We start from the raw sequence: 19,368 nt of genomic DNA, 5'->3' as shown, positions 1-19,368 counted from the left end.
AGCGTATAGAAGGTAAAAGGTCGTCTGAAAACTCGAAACACGAGTTTTCAGACGACCTTTGTTCCATTTCCTGTCCAAGATTAGAAACTGTAATTCACCCGTGCCGTATAAGTGCGCGGTGCGCCGGGCATGGCGTCGGAACGCCAGTATTTTTGATTGAACAGATTGCCGACGGCGAAAGTGAGGTTCAGGTTTTTGCGGTTCCAGCCGAGCATGGCGTCGGTGCGGACGAAGCCGGGAAGCGTGGTGGTTACCTTTTGGCTCGAATCGTAGCCGTAGCGTTTGCCCGTACCGGTTACGCCGATTTCGCCGTAGAGGTTTTCGGTCGGCGTGTAACGGAAGAACAGGTTGCCGGTAACGTTGCTGGTATTGTCCAAATGGATGCCCACTCGGTCGGGATTTTCCTTGTCTTCAACCACTTTTGCCTGCATTACGCCCAACGATCCGCGTAGATAGAGTTTTTTGGGGATGATTTGTCCGATGGCTGACAGCTCCACGCCGCGCGAACGGTGTTTGCCGCCGACTGCCCAAGTGTAGGGATCATTTTGCGCGTCGGGGCGGTAGCGGATATTGAAGCGTTCGATTTGGTAGGCGGACAATGTGGTGCTGAGGCGGTCGTCCAGCCAACTGCTTTTGACACCGGTTTCGTATTGGCGGGTGTATTCGGGATCGGCGTTGAACACGGCGGAAGACGAAGTGTCGATGCTCAAATAGCCGTCGCGTCCGCCATAAGGTGCGAAGCCTTTGTTATACGAGGCGTAGAGCGTGTGGGCAGGCGTTACGTTCCACACTGCGCCGATGTTGGGGCTGAACGAATGGCCGCTGTATTGACGGCTGCTGCCGGTGAGTTTGTTTTCGGAATTAAAGGTGTATTTGTCGTAACGGCCGCCGAGGACGAATTTCAAGTCGGGCGTGGCGGAGAAGATGTTTTGCACAAAGATGCCGTAGGAGTCGGCTTTGTGGCGGTTTTGGGTGAGGACGGGTTGCAGCCTGCCCGAAGCCGGCCAGCTTGCGCGGTCGTAGGGGTTGATGGAGGCTGTAAAGGCGCGGCTGAAACCCAATGTCGGGTTGCGGTGTTCGCGGCTGTAGTCCATGCCTACGGTCAGGTGGTTTTCAAAACGCCCGATGTTGTAGTCGCCGTTGAGCGTGAAGTTGGACGACAGGGTTTTGTTATCGGTCTGCTGCCAGGCGTAATTGCGCTTGATTAGGCTACCGTTTTCGCTGCCTGCATAGAAATGGTCGAAATCCTGCGCCGCCGTGCGGTGGGCGAGCTGCCATTGGGCGCGCCATTTGTCGTTGAAGGCGTATTCGAGGTCGGAACGCCAAACTTGCAGCTTGTCTTTGACAAAATCGTTCGGGTGGGCGAAACCCATGCGGTAAGGCAGTCCGAAGCGGTCGTACACGGACTTGGTCGGGCTGCGGTCGGGCGTGCGCTCCACGTTGTCGTAGGTGTATTGCCCCGTCCATTTCAAGCCGTTGTCGAGTTTGACGGTAATGCTGGGCGAAACCATGACGTTTTTGCTGTCTATGCCGCTGCGGAACGAATTGGCGCGTCCGACTTCGCCGGTGAGGCGGATGGCGACGTTTTTGTTCAGCACTTCGTTGATGTCCATATTCAGGCTGCGGTTTGCCCACGAGCCGTAAACCGCACCGATGTTGCGGCTTTGTTTGAAGTTGGCGTATTTGCTGACCATGTTGATGACGCCGCCGCCGTTAGTGCGGCCGTAAAGCACGGAAGACGGGCCTTTCAGGATTTCCACGCGCTCGATGTTGGCAGTGCTGCGGCGCACCTGACCGCTTTCGCGTACGCCGTCGCGGTAAATATCGGATGCGTCGGCTTGAAAACCGCGCAGGAAAATGCTTTCGCCACGCATATCGTAGGCAGCGTCGATGCCGGCATTGCCTTCAAGGATGGAACTCAAATCGTTTGTACCGTAATTTTTGTTTTTTTGGATGTTGAGCGTATCGACGGTTTGCGGCGTTTCTTTGATGAGCTGCCCGTTGCGGGTAACGGCGGCTTCGTCATAGTTGATGTAGCCTTTGAGTACACTGGTGTCAGACTGTCCGACCACGGTAACGGTGGGCAGGGTAGCGGTTAGTGTTCACCATCGGCTGTATCGGCAGCATACAGCGGAAAGGCTGAGGCAATCAGGGCGGGAAGCAGGGAAAGGCGGGCAGAATATTGCATGTTCAACTCGGAAGATGAAGGGATGCAGCATTATAGGAAATATTTTTGCTTAATCGAAATAATTGATAATAATTATCTTTATTTATGACAAATCGTGTTTATATTTTGCAACAAATCAGCCACCCAAAAGTATATTTAAATTGAATTTAATCATTTGATTATTCAATGTAAATTTAGAATTGCACAAACACTGCCATAAATCGAAAGATCGTCTGAAAACCCATATCAAGCTTTCAGACGACCTTTTCATCAACAACAGATTTCAAGTTTCATAATCCTGCACGATTTTTTCGTACACGGCTTCGGGCAGGTAGCGGCGTATTATGTCGTGCCAACCATCGGGGCCGACCAGGCCTTTGACCATAGTGGAAGACACTTCGGCGATTTCGCGCGGTGGCATCAGGAAAACCGTCGAAATTTCGGGTGCAAGGTCGCTGTTGATATAGCGCATGGAGCGTTCGTATTCATAGTCGGCGGCAGAACGGATACCGCGAACGATAAACCCTGCTCCGATTTCGCGCGCGTAGCGAACCAGGAAGCGGTTTTCAAATACGCTGATGCGGACATTGGGAAAGCCTTCCGTAATCGCTTCGAGCATATCGCGGCGTTCGTCTATAGTGTAGGTATTGTGTTTTTCAGGATTGATACCGATGGCGACGACGAGTTCGTCAAAAAGCGCCTGCGCTTCTTGTATCATCCAAAGATGACCGAGGGTCGGCGGGTCGAAGCTGCCTGCGTAAACGGCACGGCGCGGGGGGATAGTGTTCATGGGTAGTGGTGTGAGTGATGGCAGCCGTCAGGATAGCGGGCGGGGAATGGAATGTCAAAAAGGTCGTCTGAAAATCAGAAAACCTGTTTTCAGACGACCTTTGAATGCTTTCGTCAGATGCGCAAACGGTTAATCATCGCCGCTGAACGCCAGCAAAATACGCAGCAGGCTGCTGAAGATATTGTAGATGGAGATGAAGATGGTCAGAGCCGCGCTGATATGGCTGTCTTCTCCACCGTCAATCACCGTACGCACCTGCCACATAATCATCAGCGAGCTGAATAGGACAAACGCTGCCGAAACGGCAAGGCTCAATGCAGGGATTTGCAGGAAGAAGTTGGCAATCATCGCGATCATCAACACCACCGCGCCGACGGTCAGGAAGCGGCCTAGCGAATTCATATTGACATTGGTGCGGCGCGCCATGGCAGACATGGTGAAGAATACCCCGGCAGTCATGGCGGCAGCGATGCCGACGATTTGCGTACCGTTTGGAATAGCGAGCGTATATTGCAGAAGCGGGCTGATCAGCACACCCATGCCGAAAGTGAAGATCATCAGGAGGGTTGCGCCGACATTGCTGTAACGGTTTTTCTCAATGAGGAAAGTCATGCCGTAGAAGAATACCAGCACGGCAACCAGCCCCATCCAGCCCTGACCGAAGAGAGAGAACAGATTCAGTCCGAACCGGCCGCTGAAATATGCGCTGGCAACGGCGGGAATGAAAGACAGACCGAGCAGGCGGTAAGTTTTTTGCAGGACGGTATTTTTAGCAACCTGTCCTGTGACGGTATAGTCGTAAACGTCGTTTCGCATGGCGTTTGCTCCTGAAAAATGGTTTGAAAACAAATAAATTCGGATTCTAACAGTAAATCATCGGCTTGGGCATATTATGTATGCTGCCATCGCCACTTACCGGTAGATAATGGCGGATGGCAGATTTTAAAGGGCTTGAATGAAACAGGTCGTCTGAAACCAGAAAACCTGTTTTCAGACGACCTGCATTTTCCTCATGAATCCTTTATAATCTCTTCCTTTATAAATCAATATCTTTCGAAAGAAGCAAAATGTCCGATTTCCGTCAAGATTTCCTTAAGTTTGCGCTGGCGCAGAATGTATTGAAATTCGGTGAATTTACGACCAAGGCAGGTCGTCAGTCGCCTTATTTTTTCAACGCCGGACTGTTTAACGACGGCGCATCGACGCTGCAACTGGCGAAGTTTTACGCGCAGGCGATTATTGAGAGCGGCGTAAAATTCGACATGCTGTTCGGCCCTGCTTACAAAGGCATTATTTTGGCGGCGGCGACGGCGATTATGCTGGCGGAAAAAGGCGTGAACGTGCCGTTTGCCTACAACCGCAAAGAAGCGAAAGACCACGGCGAAGGCGGCGTATTGGTCGGTGCGCCGCTCAAGGGCCGAGTTTTGATTATCGACGATGTGATTTCTGCGGGAACATCTGTGCGCGAATCGGTCAAATTGATTGAGGCAGAAGGCGCAACGCCCGCCGCCGTCGCCATCGCGCTCGACCGCATGGAAAAAGGTACGGGCGAATTGTCCGCCGTTCAGGAAGTGGAAAAACAATACGGTCTGCCCGTCGTTGCCATTGCCAATCTGAACGACTTGTTCACGCTCCTGCAAAACAATGCGGAATTCGGCGGCTTCCTCGAGCCGGTCAGAGCCTACCGTGAACGCTACGGCGTCGCCTAAAATACGATAAACAAAAAGGTCGTCTGAAAACGGTCAATCCCTTTTTCAGACGATCCAACCCGATCAAACACACATTAAAACAACACATTCCACACTTTACACGGAAAACCCCTATGCCCGCCTGTATCTGCCCACACTGCAAAACCTCACTTTGGGTCAAAGACACCCAGCTCAACGTCGCACAAGGCTTTGTCGTTTGCAATAAATGCGAAGGCCTGTTCAAAGCCAAAGACAGCCTGGCGCCGTCTTCCGCACCCGCCAATCCCGACACGCTGCCCAATGCTGTAACCGACGTCCGCCTCGTACACGACATGGGCGGCAACATCCGCAACCGCAAACAACTCTCCCGCCACGAAATCGCCAGCTTGCTCGACAGCGCCGAACGTGCCAAAAAAGCCAAAGAAGAGGCGGCACGGCGTACTGAAGAGGAAAAGCGTCGTGTAGAAGAAGAAAAACGGCGGACTGAAGAATTCCAAGCCCTGATGGCGGCAGCCGCTGCCAAACCCGCCAAATCCGAAGAAGGCTTCAACTGGACGCTGGCGGTACTGGTCGCGCTGACCGTCCTCATCATGCAGCTTTTCTATCTGGTCTTGCTATGAACACATCTCCGGGCTTTGTCGCCGATTTTCGCGAAGCCGCGCCCTATATCCACTACCTGCGCGGCAAAACACTGGTTATCGGCATCACCGACAGCCTGCTCGAAGGCGACACCCTGAACCGGCTCGCTGCCGATTTCCACCTGCTTGCAGGCTTGGGCGTGCGCCTCGTGTTGGTACATGGCACGCGCCATTTTCTCAACTGCCTCGCCGCCGACAGACAATTCGTTCCGCAATACCACCGCAACCGCCGCATTACCGACGATGCCACCCTGCGCGACGCCAAGCAGGCAGTCGGCATGATACGCAGCGACATCGAAGCCGCCCTGTGCAGCAGCGCATCCGCCCCTTTGCGCAACAAACCGATTCCCACCGCTTCGGGCAATTTCCTCACCGCCCGTCCGCTCGGCGTCATTGACGGCATAGACATGGGCTACACCGGCATCGTCCGCAAAACCGACACCGACTCCATCAACCGCCGCCTCGACGACGGCGCCATTGTCCTCATCAGCCCGCTCGGACACTCCTACGGCGGCAAAACCTTCAACCTCAGTATGAGCGAAGCCGCCGAAGCCGTCGCCGTCGCCCTTCAAGCCGAAAAACTCGTGTACCTGACCGAAGAAGCCGGCATTTGCAACGCCGACGGCGTCCTCATGTCCACCCTATCCTCAGGCGAAGTCCGCCACCTGATAGAAACCGCGCACAACGTCCCCGTGCGCCTGCTTCAAGCCGCCGTCAACGCCGTCGAAAACGGCGTCAGCCGCGTACAAATCCTCAGCGGGCGCGAAGACGGCGGACTGTTGCGCGAACTCTTCACCCGCGAAGGCTGCGGCACCGCCATCGCCCGCGATTCCTTCGTCTCCATCCGCCAAGCCCACAGCCGCGACATCCCCCGCATCATCGCCCTGATACGCCCGCTGGAAGAGCAAGGCATCCTGTTGCACCGCAGCCGCGAATATCTCGAAAACCACATCTCCGGCTTCTCCGTCCTCGAACACGACCGCAACATCTACGGCTGCGTCGCCCTCAAAACTTTCGACGACCCCGAAATCGGCGAACTCGCCTGCCTCGTCGTTTCTCCCGAAGCCCGCGACGGCGGCTACGGCGAAATGCTGCTCGACCACCTCTTCCAAAAAGCCCGCGCCATGGGCATCCGTCGCCTGTTCGCCCTCTCCACCCGCACAGGCGAATGGTTTGCCGAACGCGGTTTTCAGACGACCTCTCCCGACGCATTACCCGAAGAACGCCGCCGCGACTACCTCGCCAACGGCCGCAATTCGCAGGTATTTGTCCGAAATATCGAACCTTGATGCGATACGCTTTGCGCCTCCCGTTCATCCAACCTCGCGGCCGAACCTATCATCCAGATTTAGCTTGTTCACTGTTAAATATTATATTCGGACGGAGGCTGACAGTTTGCCGATTCCGGATAAACCTGCCCAACCCATTGCCGTTTCCGTGCGTGCGGAAAGTGGAAAAGTCAAACAACAAAACACTATCCCCATACGGCCTTTTTAAAAGAGGTCGTCTGAAAACACGGCATATATTTTCACCGAGCAACAACCTTATCGGGAAATGCGAACTTGCCGAACATCCCGTTTATGTATATGATAACGAACACCGTGCCGGTGTAGCTCAGTCGGTAGAGCAGCGCATTCGTAACGCGAAGGTCGGGGGTTCGATTCCCTTCTCCGGCACCAGATTGGATAAAGAAAGGTCGTCTGAAAACTTGGTTTTTGTGTTTTCAGACGACCTTTCTTTATTGTGGTGTTTGTTCAAGGCTGAGGACTCGGAAGGTGTCTTTTAAAATAGTAAGAACTCCATCTATTCTATATGGATAAATATTTTCGTTATCAAGAAAATCTTTATTTATCCGCTCTTGCCATGATCTTCTATCATGAAGGGTACTAACGTCAAAATGTATATTTGCAGTGCCATATAGAATGAGCATCATAGCAATTACATTTGTATTTGTATGAACCACACCAAAACTATTTTTTGGAATATTCGCCAAAGACTGAATATTAAACAATCGAGCAAAATCTTTGCTATCAGTACGATTTTTATTAATATCGTCCATTAAACTCGGATAGAAGCAGAAGATAAATACACCTGTAATGCGAAGCAAGGCATATTGCCAGATTACCTTATTCAGTCCACCACTTAAAGAATGGTATATCTCTAAAAATCGGACTAATCGTTCCGTTTCCCTAAGCGATATATTGTTCCGTTCTATCATATCGCTGATAAAATTTATTGTTCCATTACGTTCTTCAATTAAGCTTCGTAATTCATCAGCCATACGACTTTTTCGTATCAACTGTTTGAAATATTCAACTGAAACTAAAGCCTGTCTCATCCCAAACGGAGCCACAACTTTATCCGGCAAGGCAAAGCTGTACTTCAAAAACTTATCCAAATATTTGTGCGCATCGACTTCCGCCCCATACCGATGATTAATCGCCGCGCGCAGTTGCTTGGTGTTCGTCACCAGTACGACTTTGACGTTTTCGACATCAAAGACATGCTTGATGACTTCCAGCATATCGACGGCGTAATCGGGGCGGCAGCGGTCGAGTTCGTCGATAAACAGGATAATCGGTTTTTCCGCTGCCAATTCTGTCAGACAGACTTTAAGCGTTTTTAGATTTTTTTCCGCTTCGATTTGCTCTTTCAATAAGGCTTCGACGGTTGCATCGATGGTGTGGCTGGCGATTGTGGCAGCGGCATCGGTTACGGTTTCGGCCAAACTGTCTGCATCTTGGCCGTCATTCATTATCTGTTGAAATTCTTCTGCCAAATCGTCTGTACTCTGTTTTAGGAGATGACTGGCCACTGCCTTAGCAACGGTTTTTATTCCGAATCCTGCGGCTTTCGCGATTTTCCTGGTGATATTTTTGCGTTTTTCAGACGGCTGTCCGTTGGTATCTTCAGGCGTACAGGTTTTGATGATTTCGGCAAGCAATGCCAACAAAGGTTCTCCGCTGTGGTCTGAACGGAAGGCATCGATATAGACGGGCTGATAATCGGGATGTTGCTGCTGCATGAGCCGAATCAGCTTTTGGCAAAATTCGGTTTTGCACGTTCCCCAGCCACCGTCGATGACCATAGGGGAAAGGTCGATGGTCGAGGTAAGCAGCCTGATGATATTTTCAGCTATCGGCTTACGATTGAATTCGTCTTGCGTAACGAAAGTGGTTTTTTCTGAAGTTTGGGTTTCCATGTCATCCCTTTGTTTAATCATAAATTCAAATAAGAATACCCGTATCGTCATTCCCGCACAGACGGGAATTCAGACCGCAATCATTCAACCGTAGGCCGGATACTTGTATCCGACACAGTCGTCCAAGATGTCGGATTCAAGAATCCGACCTACGACTACTTTAATTAAATTTATTTGCGCAATGAATCATAATTAAATTAAATTTATCATTATTCATATTTACATAAGAAAGCACAATTTAACCTTTGTTTCTAGTATGATTAGAAATAGAATTTGAGAACACAATATTCCTTTGGTTTATTGCATATCTCTCCTTCCAATTTTTGAATGTTTCAAAAACTTTAGTATCTCATTTGATCTTTTGGAATCTTCTTTGAAAGTAGAGTTGGAGGTAAAGATGAAAAGTTTAATTACTTATGCAATGGGACTCTACGGTTATGTGGGGGAGTGAGATTATACCAAAGAGATGTGTACAAAGCCGTATCGGTGAGAACCGATGTCCCCTACCAATAACATAAAGACCGTTTGAAAACTATGTTTTGTTTTTAGACGGTCTTTATTCTGTTTTTCTATTAGCCAATTATAGGTTGGATTTTGTATCCGATAATTGGACATAACATGATCGTAAGTCGGATACCCTCCGACTTACGATTTATTTTTCAGACGGCCTTTCCACATTTTGCGCTATCGGCAGACAAGCCTACTTCGCCCCCTTAAACCCGCGCTTCAAATGCACCATCAGCAATGCCACCGCTGCTGGGGTTACGCCGGAAATGCGGCTTGCCTGTCCGACGGTTTCGGGTTTGTGCTGGTTGAGCTTTTGCTGCACTTCGGCGGATAAGCCTTTGACTTTGCTGTAATCGATGTCGTCGGGCAGTTTTAAGGTTTCGATGTCGCGGCGACTGTCGATTTCTTCGTTTTGGCGGTCGATATAGCCTTGGTATTTGACTTGGATTTCTACTTGCTCGATGACTTCGGCAGAGAGGTTTTCAGACGACCTTGCGCCTTCGAGCGTCATCAGTGTGGCGTAGTCGAGGTTCGGGCGGCGCAGGAGGTCGTGCAGGTTGGCTTCGCGGCTGAGTTTTTGTCCGAACACACGGATTTGTTCGTCTTCGGCGAGTTTTTGCGGCGTGTACCATGTTGTTTTCAAACGTTGGATTTCGCGTTCGATGGCTTCGCGTTTTTCGTTGAACATGCGCCATTGCTCTTCACCCACCAAGCCGATTTTGTAGCCGTCTTCGGTCAGGCGCATGTCGGCGTTGTCTTCCCTGAGTTGCAGGCGGTATTCGGCGCGGCTGGTGAACATGCGGTAGGGTTCGTTCACGCCTTTGGTGATGAGGTCGTCCACCAATACGCCGAGATAGGCTTGTTCGCGGCGCAGTAGGAGCGGGTCTTGTTCGCGGACGTATTGCACGGCGTTTGCACCTGCGAGCAGGCCTTGTGCGGCGGCTTCTTCGTAGCCGGTCGTGCCGTTGATTTGTCCCGCGAAGAAGAGGCCTTGGATGGTTTTGGTTTCAAGGCTGGCTTTGAGGTTGCGCGGGTCGAAGTAGTCGTATTCGATGGCATAGCCCGGGCGCAGGATATGGGCGTTTTCCAGGCCTTTCATGCTGCGCACGAGGGCGATTTGGATGTCGAACGGCAGGCTGGTGGAAATACCGTTAGGGTAGTATTCGTTGGTGGTCAGGCCTTCGGGTTCGAGGAAAATCTGGTGGCTGTCTTTGTCGGCGAAGCGGTTGATTTTGTCTTCGATAGACGGGCAGTAGCGCGGGCCGACGCCTTCGATTTTGCCGGTAAACATCGGGCTACGGTCGAAGCCTGAGCGGATGATGTCGTGGGTTTGCGTGTTGGTATGCGTAATCCAGCAGGACACTTGGCGCGGGTGCATATCGGCGCTGCCGCGTACGGACATTACGGGAACGGGTGTGTCGCCGGGCTGTTCTGTCAGTTGGGAGAAGTCAATCGTGCGCCCGTCGATACGCGGCGGCGTGCCGGTTTTCAGACGGCCTTGCGGCAGGTTCAATTCGCGCAAACGTCCGCCGAGCGATTTGGCGGCAGGGTCGCCGGCGCGGCCGCCTTCGTAGTTTTCCAAACCGATGTGGATTTTGCCGGACAAAAACGTGCCTGCGGTCAGCACGACGGCGCGGGCTTTAAATTCCACGCCCATAGCGGTGATTACGCCTGAAATGCGGTCGCCGTCAAGCGTTACGTCGTCAACCGACTGCTGGAAAAGTTCCAGATTTTCTTGGTTTTCCAGCATCTCGCGGATGGCGGCTTTATACAAAATGCGGTCCGCCTGCGCGCGCGTGGCACGCACTGCCGCGCCTTTACTGGCGTTCAGACGGCGGAACTGGATGCCTGATTTGTCGGTAGCCAACGCCATCGCGCCGCCGAGCGCGTCGAGTTCGCGTACAAGATGGCCTTTGCCGATGCCGCCTATGGAGGGATTGCACGACATTTGTCCGAGCGTTTCGATGTTGTGTGTGAGCAAAAGCGTCTGCGCGCCCATGCGAGCGGCGGCGAGCGCGGCTTCCGTGCCTGCGTGACCGCCGCCGACGACGATAACGTCGTAGGTTTTGGGGTAAATCATGTGGGTCATGTGTGTCAACGTGCCTAATGGTTTCAGACGACCTCTTTTCTCTGACGGAGGTCGTCTGAAAATATAATGAATTCAAAAATAAACGTGGGATTGTACGCTTTTTCGGGGGGATTTGACAGGTGGAAAGGCGCTTGCGGGTACGGGATGGGAAAAAGGTCGTCTGAAAATGCGGCTTCACCGAAATGAAAACGGATGAAACGGGTTTGACCAAATCTCAAATCTACAGTTTTTTAGAAGAATTTGCAGGCAACGAATGCGCTACGTCGCCGCACACAATCTTTGGATTTCCGACCCATACATAGGAGAGAGGATATTGAGAAAAAAGAAGGTCGTCCGAAAACCTGTATCTTGGTTTTCAGACGACCTTTTGCCTTATCAAATCACTTCAATGCATTGCCCGATGGGAATCAGCAGTGAACCAGCGTACCTTCGTCTTCGCCGGTAACGACGCGTTTGAGCGAGCCTTGTTTGGCGATGCCGAAGACGACGATGTTGAGTTTTCGTTCGCGGCAGAGGGCGAAGGCGGTCGCATCCATGACTTTGAGGTTTTTGTTCAAGGCTTCGTCAAAGGTAATGGTTTCGTAGCGTGTAGCGGACGGGTCTTTTTTCGGGTCTGCGGTATAAACGCCGTCCACATTGGTGGCTTTGAGCATGACGTCGCAGTTCATTTCGGCTCCGCGCAGGGCGGCGGCGGTGTCGGTGGTGAAGAAGGGGTTGCCCGTACCGGCGGCGAAGATGACGACTTTGCCTTCTTCGAGGTATTGGATGGCTTTGGGGCGGGCGTAGGTTTCGGCGATTTGCTGCATGGAAAGCGCAGATTGCACGCGCGCTTTGATGCCGAGGGTTTCGAAGGCATCTTTGAGGGCAAGTGCGTTCATGACGGTCGCCATCATGCCCATGTAGTCGGCTGTGGCGCGGTCCATGCTGCCTGCCTGGGCGGACACGCCGCGGAAGATGTTGCCGCCGCCGACGACGATGCCGACTTGTACGCCCATTTTGACGATTTCGGCGATTTCACCGACGGTTTGGACGATGGTGTCGTGGTTGATGCCGAAAGGGTCGGAACCCATCAGGGATTCGCCGGAGAGTTTCAGTAATACGCGTTTGTATTTGATTTGTTGTGTCATGGGATACCTTGCTTTCTTTGTGTGGTTAGCGCCGATTATTCAGAGTGAACTGACCATTCATTCCAAATGCTCAGTTCACCCTGTGGCGCTGCTTTAATGCGGGGAAAGGGCGTTTGATTTTTCAGACGACCTTTCGGGATGTTTGGCTGACAGGGTAACGCGTTTTCCGTGGGTGTATGGGTTTGGATAATTATTATGAGTTGATTATGATGAAATATCGATTTCCAACAGGATTCTATAGTGGATTAACTTTAAATCTGGACAAGGCGACGAAGCCGCAGACAGTACAGATAGTACGGCAAGGCGAGGCAACGCCGTACCGGTTTAAAGTTAATCCACTATAAACAGTGTAACTCTCAAAAAAAAGCACCCTGATTCGTTTGGAATCCAGGTGCTTTCTTTTTCATTTCTGCCTTACACTTTAGCAGCAGCGGCAACTTCGGCTGCGTAGTCGACAACGGCTTTTTCGATACCGTCGCCTACTTTGTAACGTACGAAGCTGATGATTTCGGTGCCGTTTTCTTTAGCGAATTGGGCAACGGTTTGGTCAGGGTTCATCACGAATGCTTGGCCGTTCAGGGTGATTTCGGCCAAGAATTTGCGGATACGGCCTTCAACCATTTTAGCGGCGATGTCGGCAGGTTTGCCGGAAGCGATGGCTTGCTCGGTGTAGATGTGGCGTTCTTTTTCGATGGTTTCGGCATCTACTTCGGCTTCGGTTACACATTGCGGCTTAGCGGCAACGATGTGCATACCGATTTTACGCGCTACGTCTTCAGAACCTTTGAACTCAACCAATACGCCTTCGGTAGCCAATGCACCGTGGATGTAGGCAACCAGTTGGTTGGCGGTGTCGATCACTTGGAAGCGGCGGACAGACATGTTCTCGCCCAATTTGGCGATGATGGCTTTGCGTTCTGCTTCAACCAGTTCGCTCAGTTCTTCAACGGTAGCCGGTTTTTTCTCGGCAGCGGTTTTCGCAACGAAGTTGGCGAATTCTACGAAGCCTGCGTCTTTGGCAACGAAGTCGGTTTCGCAGTTTACTTCAACCAATGCACCGACATTGCCGTTGATGGCGTAAGCCAATACGCCTTCGGCAGCGGTACGGCCAGCCAGTTTGCCGGCTTTCGCGCCGGATTTGATGCGCAGGATTTCTTCGGCTTTTTCGAAGTTGCCTTCGGCTTCAACCAAGGCTTTTTTGCATTCCATCATGCCCAGGCCGGTAGCGGCGCGCAGGTCGGCAACCATTTTTGCAGTAATTTCTGCCATTTTGAATCTCCTAGATTTTGGGGAAACACGGAGTATCCGTGTTTGGGAATGGGGTCGTCTGAAAAGGTTTCAGAACGGGATTTGAGAAAAGGGGCATAACGCCCCTCTTCGGTTTGCCGGATTACTCGGCAGCAGCTTCTTGGGCAGCGGCTACGGTTTCTTGCAGCGCTTGGTTTTTGCCTTCCAAAACTGCGTCGGCGATGCCGCGGCAGTACAGGCGGATGGCTTTGGCGGAGTCGTCGTTACCGGGGATAACGTATTTCACGCCGTCAGGGCTGTTGTTGGTATCGACTACGGCGATAACGGGGATGCCCAGTTTTTCAGCTTCGACCAGAGTACCTTTTTGGTAGCCGGTGTCGATAACGAAAATCGCGTCAGGCAGGCCTTTCATGTTTTTGATACCGCCCAAAGAACGTTCCAGTTTTTCAACATCGCGTTGCATTTCCAGAATTTCTTTTTTGCTGAAACTGCTTTCAGCAGCGTTTTCCAAAGCGGCGGTTTTTTCTTCCAGGCGTTTGATGGATTGCTTAACGGTTTTGTAGTTGGTCAGCATACCGCCCAACCAACGGTAATCGACGAAAGGCATACCGGCGCGGGTAGCTTCTTCGCGGATGATTTCACGCGCTTGACGTTTGGTGCCGACGAACAGCACGGTGCCTTTGTTGGCAACCAGACGGCGTACGGCTTCTTGCGCTTCTTGGAACATCGGCAGGGTTTTTTCCAAGTTGACGATGTGGATTTTGTTGCGCGCACCGAAAATGTATTGTGCCATTTTCGGGTTCCAGAAACGGGTTTGGTGGCCGAAGTGAACGCCGGCTTCAATCATCTGACGCATAGTAATTTGAGACATTTTATTTCCTTGAAAGGGTTAAGAGCACACATTCAATCGCATAGAACTTGATAGGCTGCGCCTATTGTCAAGCACCCTTCGGCGAAAGTGGGCATAAGTTTTAAAAAATAGTGTGTTTCCGAAATGGAAAACTGACGGATTATAGCGGATAAGGGGTCGTCTGAAAAGGGATTTTATGCACTGCCGTCGTGTTTACCGCCTTCTTGTCCGGCTGCGCGGCGGTTTTGTTCGAATGCTTCTTTTTCCTGCTGCTTCATCAGGCGGTTGCGGCGGCGGATGGTGACGGTGAAAACGGTAAACGCGACGGGCAGGACCGCCCAAAAAACCAAATAAATCAAAGCGCGCACGATGCTGGGCTGGGCGGCGGAATACATGACGGCGACGAAGAGGTAGCCGATAAGGACGATATGCCACATGGCGGAATCCTGTTTTGATGTTAACGGAGCGTTTATAATCGCCGTATTCTACAACAACACTCAAAAGGTCGTCTGAAATGAGGAATGAGGAAAAACACGCCCTGCGCCGAGAATTGCGCCGCGCCCGCGCGCAGATGGGGCATCAAGGACGGTTGACGGCGGGGCAAACGGTTAACCGCCTGCTCAAGCGTTATATCAAGAAGGGGCGGAAGATCGGCGTGTATTGGCCGATGGGCAGCGAGCTGCGGCTGGACGGCTTTGTGCGTGCGGCGCAAAAACGCGGCGCCAAACTCTATCTGCCTTATATCGAACCGCATTCGCGGCGGATGTGGTTCACACCCTATCCTGCCGACGGGGCGAAACAAGAACGCAAACGCGGCAGGGCGAAGCTGCATGTACCGCAGTTTACGGGACGCAAAATCCGCGTACACGGTTTATCGATATTGCTTGTCCCGATTGTCGGCATGGACCGCGAAGGCTACCGCTTGGGGCAGGCTGGCGGCTATTACGACGCGACGCTCGCGGCGATGAAATACCGTTTACAGGCAAAAACCATAGGCGTAGGCTTCGATTGCCAACTGGTTGACACGCTGCCGCGCGAACCGCACGACCTGCCGCTGGACGGGTTTGTATCGGAGTCGGGCGTGCTGGTGTTCAAACATCATTGACCAATAGTTTTCAGACGACCCCCGTTTAAGACACTATAAAAGGTCGTCTGAAAACTCAAACCATCAAATACAAAGGAAACCCCATGACTGATTTCTCATCCGCTCCCGTTTTGTCCTTCGACCGCGTCCGTCTCGAACCTTTGACGGCGGCACACGAAGCCGGTTTGCGCGAAGCAGTTTGCGACGGCGAAGTTTGGAAGCTGAACGTAACCAGCGCGCCCGAACCCCACCAAGTGGCGGACTACATCCGCACCGCTACGCAAACCCGCCTCGCCTTTGCCGTCATCGACGAAGACACGGGCAAAATCGTCGGCTCGACTTCGCTTTACCACATCGACCCCGCCATCCCACGCCTCTACATCGGTTTCACATGGTACGCCCTGTCGGCACGGCGCACGCGCATCAATACCGCCTGCAAAATCATGTTGCTCGACTACGTTTTCGACACTTTAAACTGCCGCTGCGCCTGCTGGCAGACTGACAACCTCAACACCGCCTCCCAACGCGCCATCGAACGCTTGGGCGCACACCAAGACGGCATCTTGCGCTGCCACAAGCTGCGCAAAGACGGCAGCGTGCGCGATACGGTGGAATACAGCCTGCTGCGCGAAGAATGGCCGCAGGCAAGGTCAAAACTGCTCGAAAAAGCGGCAGCTTATGACGCATCCTGAAAAAACGTTTTCTTCTTCATTTTTTCATCAAAACACGTCCATCTTGCTGACAATCTGAAGTCTTTAAGAAGTGAATGAAATCAGGCATAACCTCGCCAAACACCTGATAAATAAAGGTCGTCTGAATGTTTCAGACGACCTTTTCAAACCGCGTTTATGTAAATCCAAACAGAAAATCTTTGCAATTCTCAGAAAAATCCACTAAATTCTCAATAACATATTATGAACGGTTTAACATCGGTTCAAAACGTAAAACCCGCGCGCAATCTTCCACGCCAAAAACACCGCGCCAGCAGGTTTTACCGCCGAAACAGGCGTTCGTAATACAACGGATAATCATAAAGGCAGGATATGCCTGTTTCTAGGAGTACAACCATGGCTGAAGCAACAGATGTTGTCTTGGTGGGTGGAGGCATTATGAGCGCGACTTTGGGCGTTTTGCTCAAAGAACTCGAACCGTCTTGGGAAATCACCCTTATCGAACGCTTGGAAGACGTAGCGTTGGAATCGTCAAACGCTTGGAACAACGCCGGCACAGGGCATTCCGCGTTATGCGAACTCAATTACGCCCCGCTCGGCGCAGACGGCACCATCGACCCGACCCGCGCCCTCAATATTGCCGAACAATTCCACATCAGCCGCCAGTTCTGGTCATCGCTTGTCGAAGAAGGCAAAATCACCGACAACTCCTTCATCCATACCGTCCCGCATATGTCGCTGGTCATGAACACCGACCATTGCGACTACCTGCAAAAACGTTTCGACGCCTTCAAATCCCAAAAACTCTTCGAAAGGATGGAATTCTCCACCGACCGCGCCAAAATCGCCGAATGGGCGCCGCTGGTCATCAACGGCCGTAAAGAAGGACAACCCGTCGCCGCCAACTACTCCGCCGAAGGCACAGACGTCGATTTCGGCAGCCTGACCCGCCAAATGGTGCAATACCTGCGCGAAAAAGGCGTCAAAACCGAGTTCAACCGCCACGTCGACGACATCAAACGCGAATCCGACGGCGCATGGGTACTCAAAACCAGCGACACCCGCAACCCCGACGGACAGCTCACCCTCCGCACCCGCTTCCTCTTCCTCGGCGCAGGCGGCGGCGCACTGACCCTGCTGCAAAAATCTGGCATCCCCGAAGGCAAAGGCTACGGCGGCTTCCCCGTTTCCGGACTGTTCTTCCGCAACAGCAACCCCGAAACCGCCGCGCAGCACAACGCCAAAGTGTACGGACAAGCCTCCGTCGGCGCGCCTCCGATGTCTGTTCCACACCTCGACACCCGCAACGTCGACGGCAAACGCCACCTCATGTTCGGTCCTTATGCAGGTTTCCGCTCCAACTTCCTCAAACAAGGTTCGCTCATGGATTTACCCCTGTCCATCCACTTGGACAACCTCTACCCCATGCTGCGCGCCGGCTGGGCAAATATGCCCCTGACCAAATACCTCTTGGGCGAATTGCGCAAAACCAAAGAAGAACGCTTCGCCTCCCTGCTGGAATACTACCCCGAAGCAAACCCTGACGACTGGGAACTGATCACCGCAGGTCAACGCGTTCAAATCATCAAAAAAGACTCCGAAAAAGGCGGCGTCCTCCAATTCGGCACCGAAATCGTCGCCCACGCCGACGGCTCGCTCGCCGCACTCTTGGGCGCATCTCCCGGCGCATCAACCGCCGTACCTTTGATGATCAAGCTCATCCACCAATGCTTCCCAAGCCGCATTTCCTCATGGGAAGGTCGTCTGAAAGAACTTGTTCCCGGCTTCGGCATCAAGCTCAACGACAACCCGCAGCTTGCCGAAGAAATCATCAGCCACAACGCCAAAGTATTGGGTATTCATCATCAATGATGGGAAAGTAATGATGAAAACAGCGTATCCTTGAGATACGCTGTTTTTATGTGTCAATAGAATGGAAATGCCCATCGTTGGCAGTGCAGCATAAAACCAATAAAGTCAGCTATACATGGCAAACCTGAACAAAAAGGCCCAGCCGTCATTCCCGCGTAGGCAGGAATCCAGAAGTTTGAAATTGCAGTAATCTCTAAGTATTTCTGAAAACCGAAAACCTGGATTCCCGCCTGAGCGGGAATGACGATATTGATGTTTTGATTGTTGTCGAGCCAAGCTTAAATTGGCACAGTGGACAAACCCGAATTCACATATTATAAAGAGGTCGTCTGAAAACCCATTTCAGGATTTTCAGACGACCTCTTTCGTTATCAAGAGTGGCACAAAGCCATCTGCCTTTTAAAACGTAAACCCGGTTTCCAATTCATCATCGCCGACCAGTTCGACCAACAGCGCGTAAAGCGGTGCAAGCTCGGTGTAGCGGCGAGAGGTGCGGCGCAGGTAGTTGAGGAAGCGCGGGATTTCGGGGCGGTATTTGTCTTTGCCGTCTCGGTAGTACAGGCGGGCGAAGATGCCGGCGACTTTCAGATGGCGTTGTACGCCCATCCATTCAAACCAGCGGTAAAACTCATCAAACGCTGCGGGTACGGGCAATCCGGCGGCGCGGGCTTTTTCCCAGTAACGGATGACCAAATCCAAGACGAATTCTTCTTCCCATTCGATAAAGGCGTCGCGCAGGAGGGAAACCAAGTCGTAGGAAATCGGGCCGTAGAGTGCGTCTTGGAAGTCGAGTACGCCGGGGCGGCCGGTTGTGAGCATGAGGTTGCGGACGATGAAGTCGCGGTGGACGTACACCTGCGGCTGGGTAAGCAGCGGCGGCAGCAGGGTGTCGATGGTTTGCTGCCAAAGCTGGCGTTGTTTGAAGTTGAGTTCGCGTCCGAGTTCTTTGGCGACGAACCATTCGGTGAAAAGGTTGATTTCGCGCAGCATGATATCGCGGTCGTACTCGGTCAATTCGCCCGCGCGGCTGGCTTTTTGCAGCTCGACCAGTTCGTCTATGGCTTCAAGCAGCAGGACTTTGTGTGCATCTGCGCCTTGCTCTTGCTGCATGGCGGTCAGGAAAGTGGTGCTGCCCAAGTCGTTGAGCACCATAAATCCTTGCGCTTCGTCCACATGCAATACTTGGGGAACGTTAAGCATATTGAAAAGTTTTTGCACTTTTAGGTAAGGGGCGACACTCATTTTATCGGGCGGGGCATCCATGCAGATGACGGTCTTGCCGTCGGCAAAAGCAGCGCGGAAGTAGCGTCGGAAGTCGGCATCGGCGGCGGCGAAGCTCAATTCGAAGTTTTGTTCGGGATAGACGGCGCGAAGCCAATTTTGTAATTCGGTTTGTCGTTGCATAGCGGTGTCGCGGATTTTCAGGTTAAAATAA

The 19,368-nt window shown here is 52.2% G+C and carries 15 protein-coding genes, 1 tRNA gene and 1 pseudogene; 7 read left to right on the top strand and 10 right to left on the bottom strand.

The annotated features are described in order from the left end of the window. Positions 1–80: 80 nt before the first annotated feature. The 3 genes and pseudogenes from RSJ68_11715 to RSJ68_11705 all read right to left on the bottom strand — a co-directional run bounded on the left by RSJ68_11715 (position 81) and on the right by RSJ68_11705 (position 3,773). Positions 81–2,188, bottom strand: a pseudogene (locus RSJ68_11715) (TonB-dependent receptor). Positions 2,189–2,450: 262 nt separating this feature from the next. Further along, the gene (coaD, locus tag RSJ68_11710; protein ID WNU97047.1) at positions 2,451–2,957 is read right to left on the bottom strand and encodes a pantetheine-phosphate adenylyltransferase; all 507 of its coding nucleotides are present in this window, start codon (positions 2,955–2,957) and stop codon (positions 2,451–2,453) included. Between the two features lie 129 nt (positions 2,958–3,086). Then, positions 3,087–3,773, bottom strand: a complete 687-nt coding sequence (locus RSJ68_11705) for a Bax inhibitor-1/YccA family protein (GenBank protein WNU97046.1) — start codon at positions 3,771–3,773, stop codon at positions 3,087–3,089. Positions 3,774–4,024: 251 nt separating this feature from the next. Here RSJ68_11705 and pyrE point away from each other — a divergent pair, with 251 nt between their 5' ends. From pyrE to RSJ68_11685, 4 genes are all read left to right on the top strand, one after another. Continuing rightward, positions 4,025–4,666 (top strand): orotate phosphoribosyltransferase, encoded by a 642-nt coding sequence (gene pyrE / locus RSJ68_11700; GenBank protein WNU97045.1) that lies wholly within the window; start codon positions 4,025–4,027, stop codon positions 4,664–4,666. 113 nt (positions 4,667–4,779) lie between these two features. Then, on the top strand, positions 4,780–5,265 hold the full coding sequence (locus RSJ68_11695; protein ID WNU97044.1) for a hypothetical protein: 486 nt from the start codon (positions 4,780–4,782) through the stop codon (positions 5,263–5,265). Next, complete coding sequence (gene argA / locus RSJ68_11690; protein ID WNU97043.1) at positions 5,262–6,572, top strand: amino-acid N-acetyltransferase; 1,311 nt, start codon at positions 5,262–5,264, stop codon at positions 6,570–6,572. Before RSJ68_11695 ends, argA begins: the two co-directional genes overlap by 4 nt. Positions 6,573–6,886: 314 nt before the next feature. After that, positions 6,887–6,962 (top strand) — tRNA-Thr (locus RSJ68_11685). A gap of 59 nt (positions 6,963–7,021) precedes the next feature. On the opposite strand, the gene RSJ68_11680 is transcribed toward RSJ68_11685, so the two are convergent. The 6 genes from RSJ68_11680 to RSJ68_11655 form a co-directional block, all read right to left on the bottom strand. Next, the gene (locus RSJ68_11680; GenBank protein WNU97042.1) at positions 7,022–8,485 is read right to left on the bottom strand and encodes a P-loop NTPase fold protein; all 1,464 of its coding nucleotides are present in this window, start codon (positions 8,483–8,485) and stop codon (positions 7,022–7,024) included. 700 nt (positions 8,486–9,185) lie between these two features. Next, positions 9,186–11,081, bottom strand: a complete 1,896-nt coding sequence (gene mnmG / locus RSJ68_11675) for a tRNA uridine-5-carboxymethylaminomethyl(34) synthesis enzyme MnmG (GenBank protein WNU97041.1) — start codon at positions 11,079–11,081, stop codon at positions 9,186–9,188. Positions 11,082–11,488: 407 nt separating this feature from the next. Beyond that, a complete protein-coding gene (pyrH, locus tag RSJ68_11670; GenBank protein WNU97040.1) occupies positions 11,489–12,208 on the bottom strand; it encodes a UMP kinase in 720 nt (239 codons plus the stop codon). A 414-nt stretch (positions 12,209–12,622) separates the two neighbouring features. Next, on the bottom strand, positions 12,623–13,477 hold the full coding sequence (tsf, locus tag RSJ68_11665; GenBank protein WNU97039.1) for a translation elongation factor Ts: 855 nt from the start codon (positions 13,475–13,477) through the stop codon (positions 12,623–12,625). Between the two features lie 121 nt (positions 13,478–13,598). After that, positions 13,599–14,327: a 30S ribosomal protein S2 gene (rpsB, locus tag RSJ68_11660; GenBank protein ID WNU97038.1), complete on the bottom strand. Its 729-nt coding sequence runs from the start codon at positions 14,325–14,327 to the stop codon at positions 13,599–13,601. Between the two features lie 173 nt (positions 14,328–14,500). Further along, the gene (locus RSJ68_11655; GenBank protein WNU97037.1) at positions 14,501–14,743 is read right to left on the bottom strand and encodes a hypothetical protein; all 243 of its coding nucleotides are present in this window, start codon (positions 14,741–14,743) and stop codon (positions 14,501–14,503) included. Between the two features lie 77 nt (positions 14,744–14,820). On the opposite strand from RSJ68_11655, the gene RSJ68_11650 reads away from it, so the two are divergent. From RSJ68_11650 to RSJ68_11640, 3 genes are all read left to right on the top strand, one after another. Further along, positions 14,821–15,411 carry a 5-formyltetrahydrofolate cyclo-ligase gene (locus tag RSJ68_11650; GenBank protein ID WNU97036.1) on the top strand — a complete coding sequence of 197 codons (591 nt, stop codon included), beginning with the start codon at positions 14,821–14,823 and terminating at the stop codon, positions 15,409–15,411. An 83-nt stretch (positions 15,412–15,494) separates the two neighbouring features. Further along, positions 15,495–16,082, top strand: a complete 588-nt coding sequence (locus RSJ68_11645) for a GNAT family protein (protein ID WNU97035.1) — start codon at positions 15,495–15,497, stop codon at positions 16,080–16,082. A gap of 375 nt (positions 16,083–16,457) precedes the next feature. Further along, the gene (locus RSJ68_11640; protein WNU97034.1) at positions 16,458–17,933 is read left to right on the top strand and encodes a malate:quinone oxidoreductase; all 1,476 of its coding nucleotides are present in this window, start codon (positions 16,458–16,460) and stop codon (positions 17,931–17,933) included. A gap of 399 nt (positions 17,934–18,332) precedes the next feature. On the opposite strand, the gene RSJ68_11635 is transcribed toward RSJ68_11640, so the two are convergent. Beyond that, positions 18,333–19,337 (bottom strand): phosphotransferase, encoded by a 1,005-nt coding sequence (locus RSJ68_11635; protein ID WNU97033.1) that lies wholly within the window; start codon positions 19,335–19,337, stop codon positions 18,333–18,335. Between the last annotated feature and the right edge of the window lie 31 nt (positions 19,338–19,368).

The organism is Neisseria sp. DTU_2020_1000833_1_SI_GRL_NUU_006 (assembly GCA_032388755.1).
GTDB lineage: Bacteria > Pseudomonadota > Gammaproteobacteria > Burkholderiales > Neisseriaceae > Neisseria > Neisseria sicca_C.
Note: the sequence above shows the minus strand (reverse complement) of the source record. Positions and strands in the feature narration are given on the sequence as shown.

Coding starts and splice junctions, on each gene's coding strand:
- coaD (WNU97047.1), bottom strand. CDS start 2,957: ATGAACACTATCCCCCCGCGCCGTGCCGTTTACGCAGGCAGCTTCGAC.
- RSJ68_11705 (WNU97046.1), bottom strand. CDS start 3,773: ATGCGAAACGACGTTTACGACTATACCGTCACAGGACAGGTTGCTAAA.
- pyrE (WNU97045.1), top strand. CDS start 4,025: ATGTCCGATTTCCGTCAAGATTTCCTTAAGTTTGCGCTGGCGCAGAAT.
- RSJ68_11695 (WNU97044.1), top strand. CDS start 4,780: ATGCCCGCCTGTATCTGCCCACACTGCAAAACCTCACTTTGGGTCAAA.
- argA (WNU97043.1), top strand. CDS start 5,262: ATGAACACATCTCCGGGCTTTGTCGCCGATTTTCGCGAAGCCGCGCCC.
- RSJ68_11680 (WNU97042.1), bottom strand. CDS start 8,485: ATGGAAACCCAAACTTCAGAAAAAACCACTTTCGTTACGCAAGACGAA.
- mnmG (WNU97041.1), bottom strand. CDS start 11,081: ATGACCCACATGATTTACCCCAAAACCTACGACGTTATCGTCGTCGGC.
- pyrH (WNU97040.1), bottom strand. CDS start 12,208: ATGACACAACAAATCAAATACAAACGCGTATTACTGAAACTCTCCGGC.
- tsf (WNU97039.1), bottom strand. CDS start 13,477: ATGGCAGAAATTACTGCAAAAATGGTTGCCGACCTGCGCGCCGCTACC.
- rpsB (WNU97038.1), bottom strand. CDS start 14,327: ATGTCTCAAATTACTATGCGTCAGATGATTGAAGCCGGCGTTCACTTC.
- RSJ68_11655 (WNU97037.1), bottom strand. CDS start 14,743: ATGTGGCATATCGTCCTTATCGGCTACCTCTTCGTCGCCGTCATGTAT.
- RSJ68_11650 (WNU97036.1), top strand. CDS start 14,821: ATGAGGAATGAGGAAAAACACGCCCTGCGCCGAGAATTGCGCCGCGCC.
- RSJ68_11645 (WNU97035.1), top strand. CDS start 15,495: ATGACTGATTTCTCATCCGCTCCCGTTTTGTCCTTCGACCGCGTCCGT.
- RSJ68_11640 (WNU97034.1), top strand. CDS start 16,458: ATGGCTGAAGCAACAGATGTTGTCTTGGTGGGTGGAGGCATTATGAGC.
- RSJ68_11635 (WNU97033.1), bottom strand. CDS start 19,337: ATGCAACGACAAACCGAATTACAAAATTGGCTTCGCGCCGTCTATCCC.